Genomic DNA, 21,236 nt, shown 5'->3' with positions numbered 1-21,236 from the left:
AGAGACGACGGCCATCACGGCGCTCGCACAGCTGCACGTGAGCGGCAAAGCCGTGGACTGGCATGCCCTCTTCACGGGCTCGGGCGCGCGGCGCGTGGAGCTCCCCACCTATGCCTTCGAGCGTCAGCGTTACTGGCCCGAGGCGCCGCAGGCTGCCGTGGCAAGGACTGCCACGCCGGAGGCCGCTGTGGAGGCGGAGTTCTGGGCTGCGGTTGATGGCGCGGACCTGGAGTCCTTGGCGGCTCGACTGGGGGTCGGCATCGACGCGTTGGATGGAGTGGTGTCCGCGCTGTCGTCCTGGCGCAGTCGGCACCGGACACGGTCGACGGTGGATTCCTGGCGGTTCCGGGAGACATGGCGAACACTGAACGCTGTCTCGCAGCCCGCTTCGCTGACTGGGACATGGCTGGTGGTGGTTCCCGCCCACGAGGCCGAGCAGGAGTGGGTACGGGTCGTGGTCTCCACGCTTGGCTCGGACGCGGTTCCCATCATGGTTGCTGATGCAGACCGTACGGGCCTGGCGGGTCAGCTGACCGCCCAGCTGGTCGCATCGGGGACGGGCAGCGCGGAGATTGCGGGCGTGGTGTCGCTCCTCGCGGCCGATGAACGGTCCGGCGATGCGCGGGTGCCTGCTGGGGCGGTCAACACGGCAGTTCTGGTACAGGCATTGGAGGATGCCGGTATCGGCGCTCGGGTGTGGGCGGTGACTCGAGGTGCGGTCTCTACGGGGTCCGCTGATCCGGTGACGAATCCGATGCAGGCCGCGGTGTGGGGACTGGGCCGGGTCGCGGCACTGGAGTGCTCGGAACGCTGGGGCGGTCTGATCGATCTGCCGCAGGAAGCAGAGGAGTTGGACGATCACGTCGCGCGGTGGTTGATCGGCGTGCTGGGTGGATCCGGTGGGGGTGAGGAGGATCAGGTCGCGATTCGCGCTTCGGGTGTGTTCGGCCGTCGGCTGATTCCGGCGCCCGCGGCCGAGTCCGCGGTCGGCGAGGTACCTGAGACCTCCGACGCGGCTGACGGAGAGGCTCATGGCGCAGTGGTCTCCGAAGGCCCTGATGCTCCAGATGCTTCCTCGACCGAGGACCAGGCGGGCTGGGACCTGTCGGGGACTGTGCTGATCACAGGCGGTACCGGAGCGCTGGGTGCGCATGTCGCTCGTTGGCTGGCTGCACGCGGTGCGCGACATCTGCTGCTGCTCAGCCGCCGCGGACCGCAGGCGCCGGGTGCGGCGGAGCTCGAAGCGGAGCTCACCACTCTGGGCGCGCGGGCCACGATAGCGGCCTGTGACGTTGCCGACCGTGACGACCTGGAACGCGTACTGGCTGCGGTCCCGACGGACTTCCCGCTGACCGGCGTGGTGCACTCGGCAGGTGTCGTGGACGATGCTGCGCTGGACAATCTGACCCCGGAGTACTTCGAAGAGGTTTTCCGGTCCAAGGTCGCCCCGGCGCTGCTGCTGGACGAGCTGACCCGCGACCGGGATCTGTCGGTGTTCGCGCTCTTCTCGTCGGTGGCAGGCGCCGTCGGCAATCCCGGCCAGGCGAACTATGCGGCCGCCAACGCCGTACTGGACGCACTGGCTCGCCAACGACGGTCGCGCGGACTCGTGGCGACGTCGATCGCGTGGGGAGCGTGGAGCGGGGACGGAATGGCCGCACGGGTGCGTCTGCGGCACGTCGGAGCCACGGGATCCCAACAGCTGGAGCCGACGTCCTCCGGGGCCGGAGAAACCGGTGCCGTAGGCACCATGGGTTCGGCGGGCGTCACGGGACCTTACGGCGCCATCGCGTCGGAATCCCAGGGCCAACTTGAACCCCATCGCCAGGCCGAATCCCCGCGCACCACCGAGTCTCGGGCCACCTCCGAATCTCACCGCACGCTGGAATCCCAGCATTCGCTGGAGCCTGCCCTCGCGCTGGAAGCCCTGTCCGAGCTGGTGGCCGAACCCGACCCGACCACCGTGGTCGCGGACCTGGCCAACAAGCACCTCCTGGAGTCCCTGCTCACCCTGCGCCACATCCCCTCGCTCACCACATTGCCCGGTGCGCGCGAAGCTGCGGAAACGGCTCGCGAAGCACGGCGTCAGAGCGAGACAGCGGCATCGGCTCTGCGCGAGCGGATTCAAGCGGTCGCCTCGGAGAACGAACGGCTGACGGTGCTGCTGGACCTGGTCCGCACCCACGCCGCCGTGGTGCTGGGACACCCCGGCCCGGACGCCATCAAGCCCGACAGGGCTTTCCAGGACCATGGTTTCGACTCGCTGACCGCGGTGGAGCTGCGCAAGCGGCTCGGTATGGCCACCGGTCTGACGCTCCCCAGCACCATGGTCTTCGACTACCCGACTCCGCTCCTGCTGGCGGGCCATCTGCGGGCTGAGCTGCTGGAGGAGACGCCGGCGGCGCCCGGTCCGGTCGCCGCCCCCGTGCCGGCCGACGACGAGCCGATCGCGATCATCGGAATGAGCTGCCGCTTCCCGGGCGGCGCCAGCTCACCTGAGAAGTTCTGGGACCTCATTTCCTCCGGCGGCGACGCGATCTCGGAGTTCCCGGTCAATCGTGGCTGGGACACCACGGCCCTCTACGACCCCGACCCGGACCGCAGCGGTACCACCTACTCCACCCAGGGCGGCTTCCTCCACGATGCGGGAGACTTCGACCCGGTCTTCTTCGGTATCTCGCCGCGCGAGGCGCTGGTGATGGATCCGCAGCAGCGGCTGCTGCTGGAGACGGCGTGGGAGGCCATCGAGCGGGCCGGGATCGACCCGTCCACCTTGCGCTCCAGCCTGACCGGCGCGTTCATCGGCTCCAGTTACCAGGAGTACGGACGCGGCGCCGGAGACGGGACCGAGGGTCATATGGTCACCGGGTCCAGCCCGAGCGTGCTGTCCGGCCGCGTGTCGTACGTGCTCGGGCTCGAAGGGCCGGCGGTCACGGTCGACACGGCCTGCTCCTCGTCGCTCGTCGCCCTGCACCTCGCCTGCCAGAGCCTGCGCAACGGCGAGAGCTCGCTGGCGCTGGCCGGTGGCGCCACGGTGATGACCACGCCGGACTCGTTTGTGGCCTTCAGCCGCCAACGTGCGCTTGCCGCCGACGGGCGGTGCAAGGCGTTTGCCGATGGCGCGGACGGGATGACCCTGGCCGAGGGCGTCGGGCTCCTGCTGGTCGAGCGGCTGTCTGACGCGCGGCGTAACGGGCATCCGGTGCTCGCCGTCATCCGCGGTTCCGCGATCAACCAGGACGGCGCGTCGAATGGGCTGACCGCGCCCAACGGTCCGTCGCAGCAGCGGGTGATCCGTCAGGCCCTGGCCAGCGCGCGGATCTCTCCCGCTGCGATCGACGCGGTGGAGGCACACGGCACCGGCACGGCGCTCGGTGACCCGATCGAGGCGCAGGCACTACTGGCGACTTATGGCCGTGACCGGGATCCCGAGCGTCCGGTGTGGCTGGGCTCGGTGAAGTCGAACATCGGCCATGCCCAGTCCGCGGCGGGCGTTGCGAGTGTGATCAAGATGGTGATGGCGCTCCGTCAGGGTGTCCTGCCGCAGACCCTGCACGCGGATGTGGCCTCGACCCATGTGGACTGGTCCTCGGGTGCGCTGCGGCTGGTCAACGGGCCGATGCCATGGCCGGAGTCCGGGCAGCCGCGGCGATGTGCGGTGTCGTCGTTCGGTATCAGTGGGACGAATGCGCATGTTGTCCTCGAGCAGGCTCCGGAGGCGGTGGAGTCCGGTGAGGGCGAGGTGGCGGGAACGGCTGGGTCCGCTGGAATGGCTGGGTCGGGGCTGGGTGTGGTGCCGTGGGTGGTGTCGGGTCGGTCGGTGGGGGCGTTGCGGGATCGGGCGGCGGGTTTGGTGTCGTGGTTGGGGGATGGGTCGGCTGTTGATGCGGTGGATGTGGGGTATTCGTTGGTGGCGTCGCGGTCGGTGTTTGAGCATCGTGGGGTGGTGGTTGGCGCGGGGTGTGGTGAGTTGATGTCTGGGTTGGAGGAATTGGGCGGTGGGGGGTTGTCGGGTTCGGTGGTGCGTGGTGTGGCGGATGTGGAGGGGCGGACGGTGTTTGTGTTCCCGGGGCAGGGGGCGCAGTGGGTGGGTATGGGTGCGGGGTTGTTGGAGTCGTCGTCGGTGTTTGCGGAGCGGTTTGCTGAGTGTGGGGAGGCGTTGGGTCGGTTTGTGGATTGGTCGGTTGAGGATGTGGTGCGGGGGGTTGATGGGGCTGCGTCGTTGGAGCGGGTGGATGTGGTGCAGCCGGTGTCGTTTGCGGTGATGGTGGGGTTGGCGGCGGTGTGGGAGTCGTTTGGGGTGGTGCCGGATGCGGTGGTGGGGCATTCGCAGGGGGAGATTGCGGCGGCGGTGGTGTCGGGTGCGTTGTCGGTTGAGGATGGTGCGCGGGTGGTGGCGTTGCGTAGTGGGGTGATTGGTCGTCGGTTGGCGGGGCGTGGGGGGATGGTGTCGGTGGGGTTGTCGGTGGGTGAGGTGCGGTCGCGGTTGGTGGGTTGGGGTGAGGGGTTGTCGGTTGCGGCGGTGAATGGGCCGCGGTCGGTGGTGGTGTGTGGTGAGGCGGGGGTGTTGGAGGGCTTTGTTGTGGGGTTGGTGGAGGAGGGGGTGCGGGTGCGGCGGATTGCGGTGGATTATGCGTCGCATTCGGTGCAGGTGGAGGGTGTGCGTGAGGAGTTGTTGGGGGTGTTGGGGTCGGTTGTGCCGCGGGTGGGGCGGGTTCCGTTGTTGTCGTCGGTGTCGGGGGAGTGGTTGGACGGTGGTGGGTTGGATGCGGGGTATTGGTATCGGAATTTGCGGGAGGAGGTGCGGTTTGCGTCGGTGGTGGGGAGGTTGTTGGAGGAGGGGTATCGGGCGTTTGTTGAGGTGAGTGCGCATCCGGTGTTGTCGGTGGGTGTGCAGGATGTGGTTGATGAGGTGGGTGTTCCGGCGGTGTGTGTGGGGACGTTGCGGCGAGGTGAGGGTGGTTGGGATCGGGTGTTGAGGTCGGTGGGGGAGGCGTTTGTCCGGGGTGTGGCGGTGGATTGGGGTGTGGCGTTTGGGTCGGCTCGGCGTGTTGATCTGCCGACGTATCCCTTCCAGCACGAACGGTTCTGGGTTCCGCCTGTCGGGCCCGAGCGGGAGCAGCATGCCACCGACCCGGTGGACGCCGAGTTCTGGACGGCCGTCGAAGAGGCCGACGTCTCCACCCTCACCGAGAGTCTGGACGTCGACGAGGAAGCACTCGCCGCGATCCTGCCTGGTTTGACCGCTTGGCGTCGCCGCAGGCACGAGCAGACGACGGTGGACGACTGGCAGTACCGGATCAGGTGGACACCCACGGCTACGCTGCCGCCCGCGACGCTCTCCGGTACATGGCTGGTCGTCACCGCCGAGGACGGCGGAGCCACGGAGCCTTCGGATGCCAGTGCCAGTGCCAGCGCAAGTGTCGATGCCGGTGCGGATGTGGTGTCCGCGCTTCAGGCGCACGGCGCGCGCGTACGACGGGTGACGCTGGATGCGTCCTGTGTCGACCGTACGGTGTTGGCGTCCCGACTGGCAGCGACGGACGAGAGGGACAACGAGAACTCCGAGGAACACGCCGACCATCACACCGAGGCACACACCACCGCCGACCACGCCAACCACCCTGACCATGTCACCACCCCCGAGCCTGAACCCATCGCCGGTATCGTGTCGCTGCTGGCCGCCGCCGAGGAACCGTGTCCGGAGTACCCCGGCCTTGTCCTCGGAACGGCGCTGACCGTTGCTCTCGTACAGGCCCTTGAGGACAGCGGAACCGAGGCACCGCTGTGGTGCCTGACCCGGGGCGCGGTCTCCACCGGACGATCCGACCAGGTCACCCGCCCCGTCCAGGCCCAGACGCTGGGCATCGGCTGGACCACCGCACTGGAACACCCGCGGTTGTGGGGCGGTGTGGTGGACCTGCCCGAAAACCTCGACGAGCGGGCCGGTCAGCGGCTGGCTGCTGTGCTGGCCGGGAGCACACAGGAGGGGACCACACAGGAGGGCACCACACAGGAAGAGGACCAACTCGCCATCCGCACCTCCGGCGTGCTGGTCCGGCGCATCGTCCGCGCCGTTGACCGTGAGCCACGCCGGAGTTGGGAACCGCGCGGCACAGCCCTGGTCACCGGTGGCACCGGCACGCTGGGCCCGCACGTCGCGCGCTGGCTGGCGAACCAGGGCGCCAAGCGGATCGTGCTGGTCAGCCGCCGGGGCATGGACGCTCCCGACGCCGCCGAACTGGTCGACGAGCTGGCCCAGCAGGACACTGATGTCACCGTCGCCGCCTGTGACATCACCGACCGGGCCGCGCTTGCCGCGCTGCTGGACCGGCTGGCGGCCGAAGGCCATTCCCTGCGTACCGTCATCCACGCCGCCGCCACCATCGAACTGCATTCGCTGGCGGAGACGGATATGGCGGCGTTCGCCAGGGTCCTGCACGCCAAGGTCGTCGGCGCGCGGAACCTCGACGAGCTGCTGGCGGAGACCGAGCTCGATTCCTTCGTGCTGTTCTCCTCCGTCGCCGGGATGTGGGGAAGTGGCCGGCACGCCGCTTACGTGGCGGGCAACGCGTATCTCAGCGCACTGGCCGAGAACCGACGCGCCCGTGGACTGACCGCGACATCCGTGCACTGGGGTATCTGGGCCAATGAGCTCGGCAGCGGCCGAGTGGCCCCGGACGAAGTCCGGCGCACCGGGCTGGAGTTCATGGACGCGAACATCGCGCTGACCGGGATGCGCCGCGCCATGGACGCCGACGCGACCGTGCTCGCCATCGCCAACGTGGACTGGGAGCGCTACTACCCGGTGTTCAGCTCGGTCCGTTCGACGCGGCTGTTCGACGAGGTGCCCGAGGTGCGCCGGCTGATCGAAGCCGCGGAGCAACAGGTCGGCCGGGCGGGCGAGGGCGAGTTCGCGGCCGGACTGGCCGCTGTGCCGCCGGTCGAGCAGGTCCGGATGCTGCTGGAGGCCGTCCGTGGCCAGGCCGCGGCCGTGCTCGGACACAGCTCGGTGGAGACAGTGGGCGAGCGGCGGGCGTTCCGCGAGCTCGGTTTCGACTCGCTCACCGCCGTGGATCTGCGCAATCGCCTCGTCGAGCTCACCGGGCGCAGGCTTCCCGCCACCCTGGTGTTCGACCATCCGACGCCGATGGCCCTGGCCGAGTTCCTCCGCGCTGAGATCACCGGTGATCAGCCGCTGACCGCGGGGACCTACGTGGCCGTGACCACCGCCGCCACTGACGAGCCGATCGCCATCGTCGGCATGAGCTGTCGCTACCCGGGTGAGGTGAATTCGCCGGAAGAGCTCTGGGAACTCGTCATGGGGGGCGTGGACGCGATCTCCGGCTTCCCGGCCGACCGCGGCTGGCCCACCGACGCGCTGTACGACCCGGATCCGGACACCCCGGGCCGGACCTACGCCGTACAGGGCGGATTCCTGCACAGCGCCCCCGACTTCGATCCCGCCTTCTTCGGTATCTCGCCGCGCGAGGCGCTGGTGATGGACCCGCAGCAGCGGTTGCTGCTGGAGACGGCGTGGGAGGCGTTCGAACGCGCCGGAATCATTCCCGACACCGTGCGTTCCAGCCCGACCGGGGTGTTCATCGGGGCGAGCTACCAGGACTACCAGCCGAGCGGGCCGGACGGTGATGGCACAGGCGGACACGCGGTCACCGGATCGCTGTCCAGTGTGCTGTCCGGCCGGGTGGCCTATCTGCTGGGGCTGGAGGGCCCTGCCGTCACCGTCGACACCGCCTGCTCCTCCTCTCTGATGGCGCTGCATCTGGCCTGCCAGTCGGTGCGCAACGGCGAGAGCACGCTCGCCCTCGCCGGTGGTGTGAGCGTGATGTCCACGGCGAACACCTTCATCGGCTTCAGCAGCCAGCGGGCGCTGGCTCCCGACGGCCGGTGCAAGGCGTACGGGGATTCCGCCGACGGCATGGCGCTCGCCGAGGGCGTCGGCATGGTGCTGGTGGAGCGGCTGTCGGACGCCCGGCGCAACGGGCATCCGATCCTCGCGGTGATACGCGGCAGCGCCGTCAACCAGGACGGCGCGTCCAACGGCCTGACCGCACCGAACGGTCCGTCCCAGCAGCGCGTGATCCGGCAGGCCCTGGCCAATGCGAGCCTGGCCGCTTCGGACATCGACGCGGTCGAGGGCCACGGCACCGGGACCGCGCTCGGCGACCCGATCGAGGCGCAGGCACTGCTGGCGACCTACGGCCAGGACCGGGAACTCCCCCTGCTGCTGGGCTCGGTGAAATCCAACATCGGGCACACCCAGGCCGCCTCGGGTGTGGCAAGCGTGATCAAGATGGTGATGGCGCTGCGCCACGGCGTCCTCCCGCCGACTCTGCACGCCGACACCCCGTCCTCCCACGTGGACTGGTCCGCGGGCGCGGTGCGGCTGCTGACCGAGCCCACGCCGTGGCCGGAGGTGGCTCGTCCGCACCGAGCGGGGGTGTCGTCGTTCGGTATCAGCGGAACCAACGTGCACACCGTTCTCGAACAGGCGCCCATGGTCGAGGCGTCGGCGGAACCCGCTGCCGAGCGTGACGCCGAGATCGTGCCCGTGGTGCTGTCCGGCCGCAGCGACGACGCGCTACGGGCGCAGGCCGATCGGCTGCTGTCACTGCTGGCCGACGGGTCCGCGCACCTCACCGACCTGGCCTATTCGCAGGCCCTGACCCGCTCGGGCTTCGAACGCCGCGCGGCCGTCATCGCCCACGACCACGGCGAACTGCTGCGCGGACTGGAGGCGGTCCGCGACGGCGCAAGTGACGCGAAGGTGGTGCGCGGCGGCATCGCCGGTACGGGCACCTCGGGTACGGGCGGGGGGCGGCTCGCGTTCCTCTTCTCCGGGCAGGGCGGACAGCGTCCGGGCATGGGCCGGGAGCTGTACGGGCGCTACCCCGTGTTCGCCGACGCGCTCGATGCCGTGCTGGCGCATCTCGACACCGCGTTGGACCGTCCGCTGCGCGAGGTGATGTTCGCCGAGGAGAGTACGCGCGAGGCCGCGCTGCTCGACCGGACCGAGTACACCCAGCCCGCGCTGTTCGCGGTCGAGGTGGCGCTGTTCCGGCTGCTTGAGTCGTGGGGCGTGGAACCCGACGTCCTCACTGGGCATTCCGTCGGCGAAATCGCTGCCGCGCATGTCGGGGGCGTGCTCGCGCTGGAGGACGCCTGTCGGCTGGTCGCGGCGCGCGGGCGGCTGATGGCGCAGCTCCCCGAGGGAGGTGCGATGACGGCGGTCCAGGCCGCCGAGGACGAGGTCGTGCCGCTGCTGACCGACCAGGTGTCCATCGCGGCCGTCAACGGCCCGGCCTCGCTGGTGATCGCCGGGGACGCGGACGCCGTTGAGCGGATCGCGGCGGTTCTCGCGGAGCGCGGCCGACGGATCAAGAGCCTCCGGGTGAGCCACGCCTTCCACTCGCCGCGGATGGACACCATGCTGAGCGACTTCGCCCAGGTCGCCGCGGGCCTGACCTACCACCGGCCGGAACTGCCGGTGGTCTCCACCGTGACCGGTGAGCCGGTCAGCGACGAGGAGCTGTGCTCCCCGGACTACTGGGTGCGGCACGTTCGGCGCACCGTTCGCTTCGCCGACGCGGTGGCCACACTGGCCGAACGAGGCGTCCGCACCTTCCTGGAGCTCGGCCCCGACGGTGCACTCAGCGCCATGGTCCGGGAGTGCCTGGAGGACGACGCGCGGGCCGCGGCGATCCCGATGCTGCGCCGCGACCGGGCGGAGGTGCCCACGGTCACCGCCGCGCTCGCGGGCGTGCATGTGCGGGGCGTGACGGTGGACTGGACCGGTTTCTTCGCCGGGATGGGCGCGCACCGTATCGAACTGCCCACCTACGCCTTCCAGCGGCAGCGGTACTGGCCGGAGCCCACGCTTCGCGCATCCGCCGACGGGGACGGGGCGGAAGCCGGGTTCTGGTCCGCGGTGGAACGCGAGGACATCGACTCGCTGGCCGCCACGCTCGATCTCGACGCCGAGGCGGTGAGCGCGTTGGCGCCCGCACTGTCCTCGTGGCGCCGCCGCCGTCGCGACCGGTCCGCCGTGGACGCGCTGCGCTACCAGGTGACCTGGAAGCCCGCGGCCCCTGCGCCGACGCACTCGGCGCTGTCCGGCCGATGGCTCCTCCTCACCCCGGCCGGAGCGGAGAACGACGCGTGGGTTGCGGAGCTGGCCGACGGCCTCGGTGTCCCGACCGTGCGTCTGGGCGTCGGGGCAGCCGACCGCGCATCGCTCGCGGAACGCCTGCGGGGTGAGCGGGACCACGCGTTCGCCGGGGTGCTCTCCCTGCTCGCCCTCCGCGGCGACGAACCCCACGGAGTCGACGAACCCCACGGAGCCGACGAGATCGAGACCGGCGCGGCCTCGGCTCTGACGGCCACTGTGTTCCAAGCGCTCGGCGACGCCGGGATCGACGCACCGCTGTGGTGCCTCACCCGTGGCGCGGTGTCCATCGGCCGGTCGGAGCCGGTGCGCCACCCGGAGCAGGCCGCGGTGTGGGGCCTCGGGCGGGTTGTCGCGCTCGAACACCCCACGCGCTGGGGCGGGTTGATCGACCTGCCCGAGCGGATCGACCCGTCCTCGGCACGCCGGCTCCGCGCCGTCCTGGCGGGCACCGGGGCGAACGGCGAGGACCAGGTGGCCGTACGAGCCTCCGGCGTGTTCGTCCGCAGGCTCGCCCACAACCCGGTGACGACCGACCGGACGGGGCCCGCGTTCACCCCGAGCGGCACCGTGCTGGTCACCGGTGGCACCGGCGGTCTCGGCGGGCACATCGCGCGCTGGCTCGCCCGCGCGGGCGCGGAGCATCTGCTGCTGGTCAGCCGGCGTGGCGAGGACGCGCCCGGAGCCGAGGAGCTGCGCCGGGAACTCACCGGACATGGCGTCCGGGTCACCCTCGCGGCCTGCGACGCCGCCGACCGGGACGCGCTGGCGGCCGTCCTCGCGGGCATCCCCGACGCATGTCCGCTCACCGCCGTGATCCACACCGCGGGCGTGATCGAGGACCGCGTCGTGGACGACCTGACACCGGACGACTTCACGGCGGTCTTCCGTGCCAAGGCGGTATCCGCACGGAACCTCGACGAACTGACCGCGGGCATGGACCTGTCGGCGTTCGTGCTGTTCTCCTCCACCGCGGGGGTCATCGGCGCGGCCGGACAGGGCAACTACGCCGCGGCCAACGCCTACCTGGACGCCCTCGCGGAGCACCGCCGGGCACGCGGTCACCGCGCCGCCTCCCTCGCGTGGGGTCCGTGGGCCGGATCCGGCATGGTCGGCGGCGACGACGGCGAGATCGAGCGGCGGGTGCGACGCGGCGGATTCGCGCCCCTCACACCCGACTTGGCCCTCGCCGCGCTGCGGGCGGCCGTCGAGCACGACGACACCGCGCTCACGGTCGCCGACATCGACTGGCGGCGGTTCGTCTCCACCCGCACCTCGGCCCGCTCCACTGCCTTCGTGGGCGACCTGCCCGAGGTGCGCGAGACGATTCCAGCCGACGCCCCGGCGCTGCGCGGCGAGCCGGAGCTACGGCAGCGGCTGGCGGACATGCCGGGTGCCGAACGCGGCCGGTTCCTGCTGGAGCTGCTGCGCGCCCAGGTGGCCGGGGTGCTCGGCCACACCGACGTCACGGGTGTCGCACCCGACTGGACCTTCCGGGACCTGGGCTTCGACTCGCTGACCACGCTGGAACTGCGCAACGGCCTCGCCACGGCAACCGGGCTGACCCTGCCCGCCTCGTTGCTGTACGACTACCCCACGCCCGAGGAGCTGGCGGACTTCCTGCTCACCGAGCTGCTCGGGCGACTGCCCGAGTCGGGCGCACCCGCCACCGTGCCCACCGGGCCCGTGGAACCCGACCACCGGCACCTCGCCGACGACCCCATCGCGATCGTCGGCATCGGCTGCCGCTTCCCCGGTGGAGTGTCCTCCCCGGAGGAGTTCTGGCAGCTCCTCGCGGAGGGCCGCGACGCCATCTCGGCGTTCCCGACCGACCGGACGTGGGACCTGGACGCCCTGGCGGCCGGGGCGTCCACCACCCGCGAGGGCGGATTCCTCAGCGGGGTGGCGGACTTCGACGCCGGCTTCTTCGGGATCTCGCCGCGCGAGGCGCTGGCGATGGACCCCCAGCAGCGGCTGCTGCTGGAGACCTCATGGGAGGCGCTGGAACGGTCCGGCATCGCCCCCGCCGCGCTGCGCGGCAGCCGGACGGGCGTCTTCGTCGGCACCAATGGCCAGGACTACACCACCTTGCTGCGCCGCGGTTCCCAGGACGTGCAGGGTTACGCGGCCACCGGCAACACCGCGAGTGTGCTGTCCGGCCGGGTGTCGTATGTGCTCGGGCTGGAGGGCCCGGCAGTCACCGTCGACACCGCCTGCTCGGCCTCGCTGGTGGCCCTCCACTGGGCCACGCGGGCGCTGCGGGACGGCGAGTGCTCGCTGGCGCTCGCCGGTGGTGTGTCGGTGATGTCCAGCCCGGATGCGTTTGTGGAGTTCAGTGCCCAGGGCGGGCTGGCCCCGGACGGCCGGTGCAAGGCGTTCTCCCGGGACGCGGACGGCACCTCCTGGTCGGAGGGCGTCGGCATCCTCGTCCTGGAACGGCTCTCCGACGCCGTGCGCAACGGGCATGAGGTGCACGGCATCGTCCGCGGAACCGCCGTCAACCAGGACGGCGCCTCCAACGGCCTGACCGCCCCCAACGGCCCCTCCCAGCAGCGGGTGATCCGGCAGGCGCTCGCCGACGCGGGGCTCGCCCACACCGATATCGACGCCCTCGACGCGCACGGCACCGGCACGGTGCTGGGCGACCCGATCGAGGCCGAGGCCCTGATGGCCACCTATGGCCAGGATCGGGAACGCCCGCTGCTCCTGGGCACCGTCAAGTCCAACCTCGGACACACCCAGGCCGCGGCGGGAATCGCGGGTGTGATCAAGATGGTGCTGTCGATGCGGCAGGGTGTCCTGCCCCGGACGCTGCACGCCGACCCCCCGACCCCGCACCTGGCGTGGGACTCCAGTGGTCTGTCGCTGCTCACCGAGCCCGCGGACTGGCCGGAGATCGGCCGGCCACGACGCGCGGGAGTGTCGGCGTTCGGTGTGAGCGGCACCAACGCCCACGTCATCGTGGAGCAGGCCCCGGCAGCACCGCCGGAGCCGGTGGAAGCCGGCCGGACCGTACCGGCCGTGGTGCCGTGGGTCGTCTCGGGCAGGACCCCGGAGGCGCTCCAGGCCCAGCTCGACCGGCTCACCTCCTTCACCCGGCAGCACCCCGGACTGCCCGCCCTGGACGTGGCCTGCTCACTGGCCACGGCCCGCTCCGCGTTCGCCCACCGCGCCGTGCTGCTGGCCACCGACGACTCCGTGACGGAGATCGAACGAGGTGTGGTCCGGGGTACGCGCCGGCCGGTCGCCTTCCTCTTCTCCGGACAGGGCAGCCAACGGCTGGGCATGGGGCGGGAGTTGTACGAGCGGTACCCGGCGTTCGCCGACGCGCTGGACGCCGTACTGGCACACCTGGACACCGAGCTGGACCGCCCGCTGCGCGAGGTGATGTGGGGCGAGGACACCGAGGAGCTGAACCGGACGGGCTGTACGCAGCCCGCGCTGTTCGCGGTCGAGGTGGCCCTGTTCCGGCTGATGGAGTCCTGGGGCGTCACCGCCGACTGTCTCGCCGGGCACTCCATCGGCGAGGTCGCCGCCGCACACGCCGCCGGTGTGCTGTCACTGAAGGACGCCTGCCGTCTGGTGGCGGCACGGGCCCGTCTGATGGACGCGCTGCCGGAGGGCGGGGCCATGGTGGCGGTGCAGGCCACCGAGGATGAGGTGCTGTCGCTGATGAACGGCCCCGTGTCGGTCGCGGCGGTCAACGGCCCCGACTCCGTGGTGGTGTCCGGGGACGCGGACCGTGTCCTCGCGATCGCCGCGCACTTCACCGAGCAGGGCAGGAGGACCACCCGCCTGTCCGTGTCGCACGCCTTCCACTCGCCGCTGATGGACCCGATGCTCACCGCGTTCCGCCAGGTGGTGGAGCAGCTGGAGTTCCATGAGCCGCGGGTCACCGTGGTGTCGAACCTGACCGGTGCCCCGGCCACCGCTGAGGAGCTGTGCTCGCCGGAGTACTGGGTCCGGCATGTGCGGGAGACGGTCCGGTTCGCCGACGGTGTCCGCGCGCTGAACGACGAGGGCGTCGGCGTGTATGTCGAACTCGGTCCCGACGGGGTGCTGTCGGCCGCGGCACGGCAGCTGCTCGACGGCCCCCTGGTGGTGCCGGTGCTGCGCCGCGACCACGACGAGGACACGGCGCTGGTGACCGCCCTGTCGCGGCTCCATGTGGGCGGTGTTGGCATCGACTGGCGCGCGTACTTCGCCGGAACGGGGGCGCGGCCGGTCGCCCTGCCCACGTATGCCTTCCAGCGTGAGCGGTACTGGCCCGAGCCGGCGCCGGTGACACCGGCCGACCCCGTCGAGGCGGAGTTCTGGACGGCGGTGGAGCAGGAGGACTGGGAGTCGCTGGCCGGCACGCTCGGCCTCGACGGCGACCCCGCGTCGGCCATGACGCCCGCGCTGTCGGCGCTGACCGCGCTCTCATCGTGGCGGCGGCGTCGCCGGGAACAGTCCGCCTCGGACGACTGGCAGTACCGGACGACCTGGGTGCCGGTGGCTGTGCCGGGCCATGCGGATGGGTCGGACTCCGCGTCCGTTAGGGACTCGGCGGCGGCGCAGGGCCGTTGGCTGGTGCTCGCCGCGCCGTCGGACCCGTGGCTGTCCGCCACCCGCCGAGCACTGGGCGGCCACGTCGTGTGCACCGAGATGACCGGGGACGGACACGCGCTCCGCGAACCGCTCGAAGGGGGCGGCGAGGCTGCGGACTTCTCCGGAGTGGTGGCGCTTCCGACCGCGTCCGCCGGTGCGTTGGAGCTGCTGGAAGAGCTGGGGGAGGCCGGAGTCACCGCACCGCTGTGGTGCGTCACCCGGGGCGCGGTGAAGGCCGCGGAGGACGACCGGATCGAGAACCCGGAGCAGGCGGCGGTCTGGGGAACCGGCCGGGTGGCCGCGCTGGAGTGGCCCGAGCGCTGGGGCGGGCTCATCGATCTGGCCGAGGAGCCGGACGCCCGCTTCGCCGCACTGCTCCGGAACGCCTGTGCCGGGCATGGCCCATTGCCCGCCCCGGCCCTCCGACCGCACTCCGTCCCCGACGGTTCTCCGGCACCGCCCGCGGCATCCGAGGACGAACTGGCGGTCCGTCCCTCCGGGGTGGTCGCGCGGCGGCTCGTCCGCGCGGTGCCCTCCGCGGAGAGCTGGACCCCGGCCGGCACCGTACTCGTGGTCGGCACCGGGCCGATGGGCGCCCGGGTGGCCCGCTGGCTGGTGCGGGAGGGCGCCGAGAGCCTCGTCGTCATCGGGCACGACACCTCGGATGCGGCCGGTCTCGAGGACGAGTTGGGGGCCGCCGCGACGGTGCTGGAGTGCGACACCGCCGACCGCGACGCGCTGGCCGCGCTACTGGACGCGATTCCGGCGGACACGCTGACCGCGGTGGTGCACGCCGAGGAACCCCGCGGCGACACCCTGTCCGAGGCGATCGCCGGGGTGCGGAACCTCGATGTCCTGCTCGCCGACCGACCGCTGGACGCGTTCGTGCTGTTCAGCTCCATTGCCGGGGTGTGGGGCGTACGCGGCCGGGGCACCGAGGCGGCCGCGGGTGCCGTGCTGGAGGCCCTGGCCGAGCGCCGCCGCGACCGCGGCCTGGCGGCGCTGGCCCTGGCCTGGGGAGCGTGGGCGGATGTGACCGGCGCTTCGCTGGCCGCACATCTGCGCATGAGCGGACTTCCCGTGCTGGACCCGCGGGCGGCGCTCACCGCGCTCGGCCGTGCGGTCGCCGGCGGCGAAGCATCGCTGACCGTGGCGGACGTCGACTGGGACACCTTCGCGCCCGCCTTCACCGCCTCCCGCGACCGCGCGCTGCTGGCCGAACTGCCCGAGGCCCGGACGGCCCTCGCCACCGCGACCCGGGACCGCGAGACCGCCGAGAGCGCCGCGGTCGGCATCCGGGAGCGGCTGCTGGCCCTGCCCGAGAGCGAGCGGCACGGTGAACTGCTGGCCCTCGTACGGGAGAAGAGCGCGCTGGTCCTCGGCCACACCGACACCGATGCCGTCGACGCCGACCGGCCGTTCCGGGACCTCGGATTCGACTCGCTGGCCGCGGTCGACCTGCGTGACCAGCTCACCAGGGCGACCGGGCTGAGTCTGCCCGCAACAGCGGTGTTCGACTTCCCCACCCCGCTCGAACTGGCCGACCACCTGGTGGCCGCGGCACTCGGCGTACGCCCGGCTCCGGCGGGCCCGGCGGAGCCGGTCGGCCACGCGACCGACGAACCCCTCGCGATCGTCGGGATGAGCTGCCGCTTCCCCGGCGGGGTGCGGTCGCCGGAAGACCTCTGGGATCTGGTCATGGCCGGCACCGACGCCATCGGTGAGATGCCCGTGGACCGTGGCTGGGACTTTGACGCCCTGCTGAACGGCGGCAGGGGAGGCAGCGTCACCCGCAGCGGAGGCTTCCTGTACGACGCGGCCGACTTCGACCCCGGCTTCTTCGGGATCTCCCCGCACGAGGCGCTGGTGATGGACCCGCAGCAGCGGCTCGTCCTCGAATCCGCCTGGGAGGCCCTGGAGCGGGCCGGGATCGACCCGGCCGTACTGCGCGGGACCGACGCCGGAGCGTTCGTGGGCGGCGGCAGCGGCGACTACCGCCTGCCCGATGACCTCGGCCGCTGGGAGACCGCGCAGTCTGCGAGTCTCCTCTCCGGCAGGCTGGCCTACACCTTCGGACTCCAGGGTCCCACCGTCTCCGTGGACACCGCCTGCTCGTCCTCGCTGGTCGCCCTGCATCTGGCCGCGCAGGCGCTGCGGTCCGGGGAGTGCTCGGTCGCGCTGACCGGCGGCGTGACGGTGATGTCGACCCCGGTCGGCTTCGTGGAGTTCAGCGCCCAGGGCGCGCTTTCGCCGGACGGCCGGTGCAAGGCGTTCTCCGACGCGGCGGACGGCACCGGCTGGGCCGAGGGCGTGGGCATGCTGGTGGTCGAACGGCTCTCGGACGCGCGCCGCAACGGACACCCCGTACTCGCCGTCCTCCGGGGCTCGGCGATCAACCAGGACGGCGCGTCCAACGGTCTCACCGCGCCCAACGGCCCGTCCCAGCAGCGGGTGATCCAGCGGGCACTGGCCGCGGCCCGGCTCTCACCCGCCGATGTCGACGCCGTGGAGGCACACGGCACGGGCACCTCGCTGGGTGACCCGATCGAGGCGCAGGCGCTGCTGGCGACCTATGGGCAGGAGCGGGAGCGCCCGCTGCTGCTGGGCTCGGTGAAGTCCAACATCGGGCACACCCAGGCGGCCTCGGGTGCGGCCGGTGTGATCAAGATGGTGATGGCGCTGCGCCACGGTGTCATCCCGCCGACTCTGCACGCCGACACTCCGTCGTCCCGAGTGGACTGGAGCGCCGGTGCGGTCCAGTTGCTGACCGAGGCGGCCGAGTGGCCGGACTCCGGACGCCCACGTCGTGCGGGTGTCTCCTCCTTCGGAGCCAGCGGCACGAACGCGCATGTGATCCTGGAGCAGGTTCCGCCGGTCGCGTACGACGCCGTTCCGGCAGGGGACATCGCAACGGCTGTCCCGGCCGACGACCGGACGGTGCCGGTCCTGCTGTCCGCCAGGACACCGGACGCGCTGCGGTCCCAGGCGAGCCGGCTGCTCGCGCACGCCGACGCCTGCCCCACCCTCGGCCTCACCGATCTGGCCTACTCGCTGGCCACCTCCCGCTCGCTGTTCGAGCACCGCGCGGCCCTGCTGGTGACCGGCCGGGACGAGTTGCGGGAGACGGCGACCGCGCTGGCCGAGGGCGCACACCACCCGCGCCTGCTGGGCGCGGACGCCCCCCGGCCCGGCAAGCTGGCGTTCCTGTTCTCCGGACAGGGCAGCCAACGGCTGGGCATGGGACGAGAGTTGTACGAGCGATACCCGGCTTTCGCCGACGCCCTGGACACCGTACTGGCGCAGCTCGATCCCGCGCTGCGTGCGGTGATGTGGGGCACGGAGCCGCAGGAGCTGGACCGCACCCGCTTCACCCAGCCCGCGCTGTTCGCCGTCGAGGTGGCACTGTTCCGGCTCCTGGAGTCGTGGGGGGTGACGCCTGACGTCGTGGCCGGGCACTCGATCGGCGAGATCGCAGCCGCCCACGCGGTGGGAGTCCTCTCGCTGCCCGACGCCTGCCGGCTGGTCACCGCCCGCGCCCGGCTCATGGACGAACTGCCGCCCGACGGCGCCATGATCGCCGTACAGGCCGACGAGGACGAGGTGGCCCCGCTGCTGACCGACCGGGTGTCGGTGGCGGCGGTCAACGGCCCCGCGTCGCTGGTGCTGTCGGGCGAGGAGGACGCCGTGCTCCGGGTCGCGGCCCGGCTCGCCGGCGAAGGCCGTAGGACGAGTCGCCTGCGGGTGTCGCACGCCTTCCACTCGCCGTTGATGGAGCCGATGCTGGACGACTTCCGGGCCGTGCTGTCCGAGGTGCGGTTCCAGGCTCCGGACCGTCCGGTGGTGTCGAACCTGACCGGCGCGCTCGCCACCGGCGAGGAACTGTGCACGCCGGAGTACTGGGTGCGGCACGCGCGGGAGACCGTGCGCTTCGGCGACGGGGTACGGACCCTGGCGCAGCGCGACATCGCAGCCGTGCTGGAACTGGGCCCGGACACCGTACTGCTGGGCATGGCCCGCGCCGCGCTGCCGGACGAGGTGGCGGCGGTGCCGACACTGCACCGGGAACGTCCCGAGCAGGCGTCCGTCGCGGCGGCACTCGCGCGGCTGCGGCTGTGCGGCGTGCCGGTCGACTGGAGGGCCTACTTCGCCGGTGGTGCCCGCCGGGTCGACCTGCCCACCTACGCCTTCCAGCACGAACGGTTCTGGCCCGACACCACGCCCACCACAGGCCGTACCCCCGAGGACGACGGCACCGACCGGACCTTCTGGGACGCCGTCGAGGGGGAGGACTTCGCCTCGCTCCAAGCGACCCTGAACGTCGAGGGCGACGCACTCTCCCAGGTGCTGCCCGCGCTGCTGGACTGGCGCAGGCAGCGCGAGGAGGAGGCCACCGTGGACGGCTGGCGCCACCGGATCGTCTGGAAGCCGCTGTCCGGCGCCCCCTCCGGCGGCCCGACGGGGACCTGGCTCGCCGTTGTTCCCTCCGACCAGGCCGACGACCCTTGGGCCGCGGCGGTGCTGGACGCACTGGGCACCGACGTGGTCCCCCTGCCCGTCAGCGGATCCGACCAGTACGACCGCCGGAAGCTGGCGGCGCAACTCCGGGACCGCGCCGGTGACGTCACCGGGGTCCTCTCGCTGCTCGCCCTGGACGAAACCGGCGCCGAGACGGGGGCGCCCGCCGGGATGGCCGGAACCGCGGTGCTCATCCAGGCACTGGGCGAGGCGGGCATCACCGCACCGCTGTGGTGCGTCACCCGTGGTGCGGTGCCGGTCGGCCGATCGGAAGCGGTCACCGGACCGGTGCAGGCCGCCGTATGGGGCCTGGGCCGGGTCGCGGCGCTGGAGTACCCGGAGCGCTGGGGCGGGGTGGTCGACCTCCCGCGCGACCTCGACGAGCGGGTGGCGGCCGGACTTGCCGCCGTACTGGCCGGCTGGGACGGCGAGGACCAGGTCGCGGTCCGCACCGGAGCCGTCTTCGGCCGCAGGCTGGTCCCCGCACCCGCCCAGCGCCCCGGCGGGCCCGGCCGGGCCGAGCGGCCCGTACGGGCCTGGGAGCCGACGGGCACCGTCCTGATCACCGGTGGCACCGGCGCGCTCGGCGCGCATGTCGCCCGCCGCCTCGCCCACGCGGGCGCGGCCCATCTGCTGCTGGCCGGCCGCCGCGGCGAGCAGGCACCGGGGATGGCCGCGCTGAGGGAGGAACTCCTCGCCCTCGGCTCCCGCGTCACCATCGCGGCCTGCGATGTCGCCGACCGCACCGCACTGACCGAGTTGCTCGCCGGGATCCCGGCCGACCTTCCGCTCACGGGCGTGGTCCACGCGGCCGGCGTCCTGGACGACGGGGTGCTCGACCGGCTCACTCCCGAGCGGTTCACGACGGTGTTCCGGGCCAAGGTCACCTCCGCGCTCCTGCTGGACGAGTTGACCCGCGAGGCGGACCTGTCGGTGTTCGCGCTGTTCTCCTCGGCGTCCGCGATCGTCGGCAACCCCGGCCAGGCGAACTACGCCGCGGCCAACGCCGTCCTGGACGCCCTGGCCGAACAGCGGCGGTCCCAGGGCCTGCCCGCGACCTCGATCGCCTGGGGCGCCTGGGGCGGCGGCGGTCTGGCCGGGGCGGCGGCGGCCGACGAGGCCGCCCGCCGGGCCGGGGTCGCCGCCATGGACCCGGCGCGGGCCTGCGAGGCACTGCGCCGACTGGTCATGGAGCCGGAACCCACCGCCCTGGTCGCCCAGATCGACCCGGAACGTTTCACGCGGTCCTACGGCGCCGCCCGGCCCGGCGCGCTGCTCCGGGAACTGCCCGGGGCGCAGCGGCCGGTGCCCGCCGGGAGCGAGCGGGCCGATGCCGACGGCGCACTGCGGGACCGGCTGCGGAAGCTCCCCCCGGGCCGCCGCCTGGAGGCTGTGCTCGACCTGGTCCGTACGCGCTGCGCGGGGGTGCTCGGATACCGGGACGCGGACGCGGTCGGCGCCGAGCGGCTGTTCCGGGACCTCGGGGTGGATTCTCTGGGCGCCGTGGAACTGCGCAACCAGCTGGTTGCCGCAACGGGACTGAGCCTGGCCGCGACCCTGGTGTTCGACTGGCCGACGCCCCTGGCGCTGGCCGAGCACATCACCGGCCGACTGGTGCCCGACGGCGCCGACGGCACCACCGCTACAGCCGACGGGTGCGCCGAGAGCGCCGAGGAAGCGGAGATCCGGGCCCTGCTCGCCTCCGTCCCGGTCGGCAGGCTGCGGGAGATCGGTCTGCTGGAGCCGTTGCTCCAGTTGGCCGGGCGGAACCCCGAAGCGGCGGCGCCGGAGGACGAGCCGGAGGAGTCCATCGACACGATGGCCCTGGACGACCTGGTGCAGGCCGCACTGCGGCGCCAGTCCGATGACGAGTAGCCGAGCGCCGCGCCCCCCGACCGGCACGGTCCGGCACCCCAGTTGAGCCAGCCCAACCCCCAGTCGATCG

General features: G+C 72.2%; 1 protein-coding gene. It reads left to right on the top strand.

Translation table 11 applies throughout. The annotated features are described in order from the left end of the window. Positions 1–21,166, top strand: a 21,166-nt coding sequence (locus JK363_RS38960) for a type I polyketide synthase (protein ID WP_443726316.1), incomplete at its 5' end; no start/stop codon positions are given. Between the last annotated feature and the right edge of the window lie 70 nt (positions 21,167–21,236).

Origin of the sequence: Streptomyces coffeae (assembly GCF_016741875.1) — a bacterium.
Lineage (GTDB): Bacteria > Actinomycetota > Actinomycetes > Streptomycetales > Streptomycetaceae > Streptomyces > Streptomyces coffeae.
The sequence above is the reverse complement of the archived record's forward strand: the minus strand, read 5'-3'. Positions and strand labels throughout refer to the sequence as shown.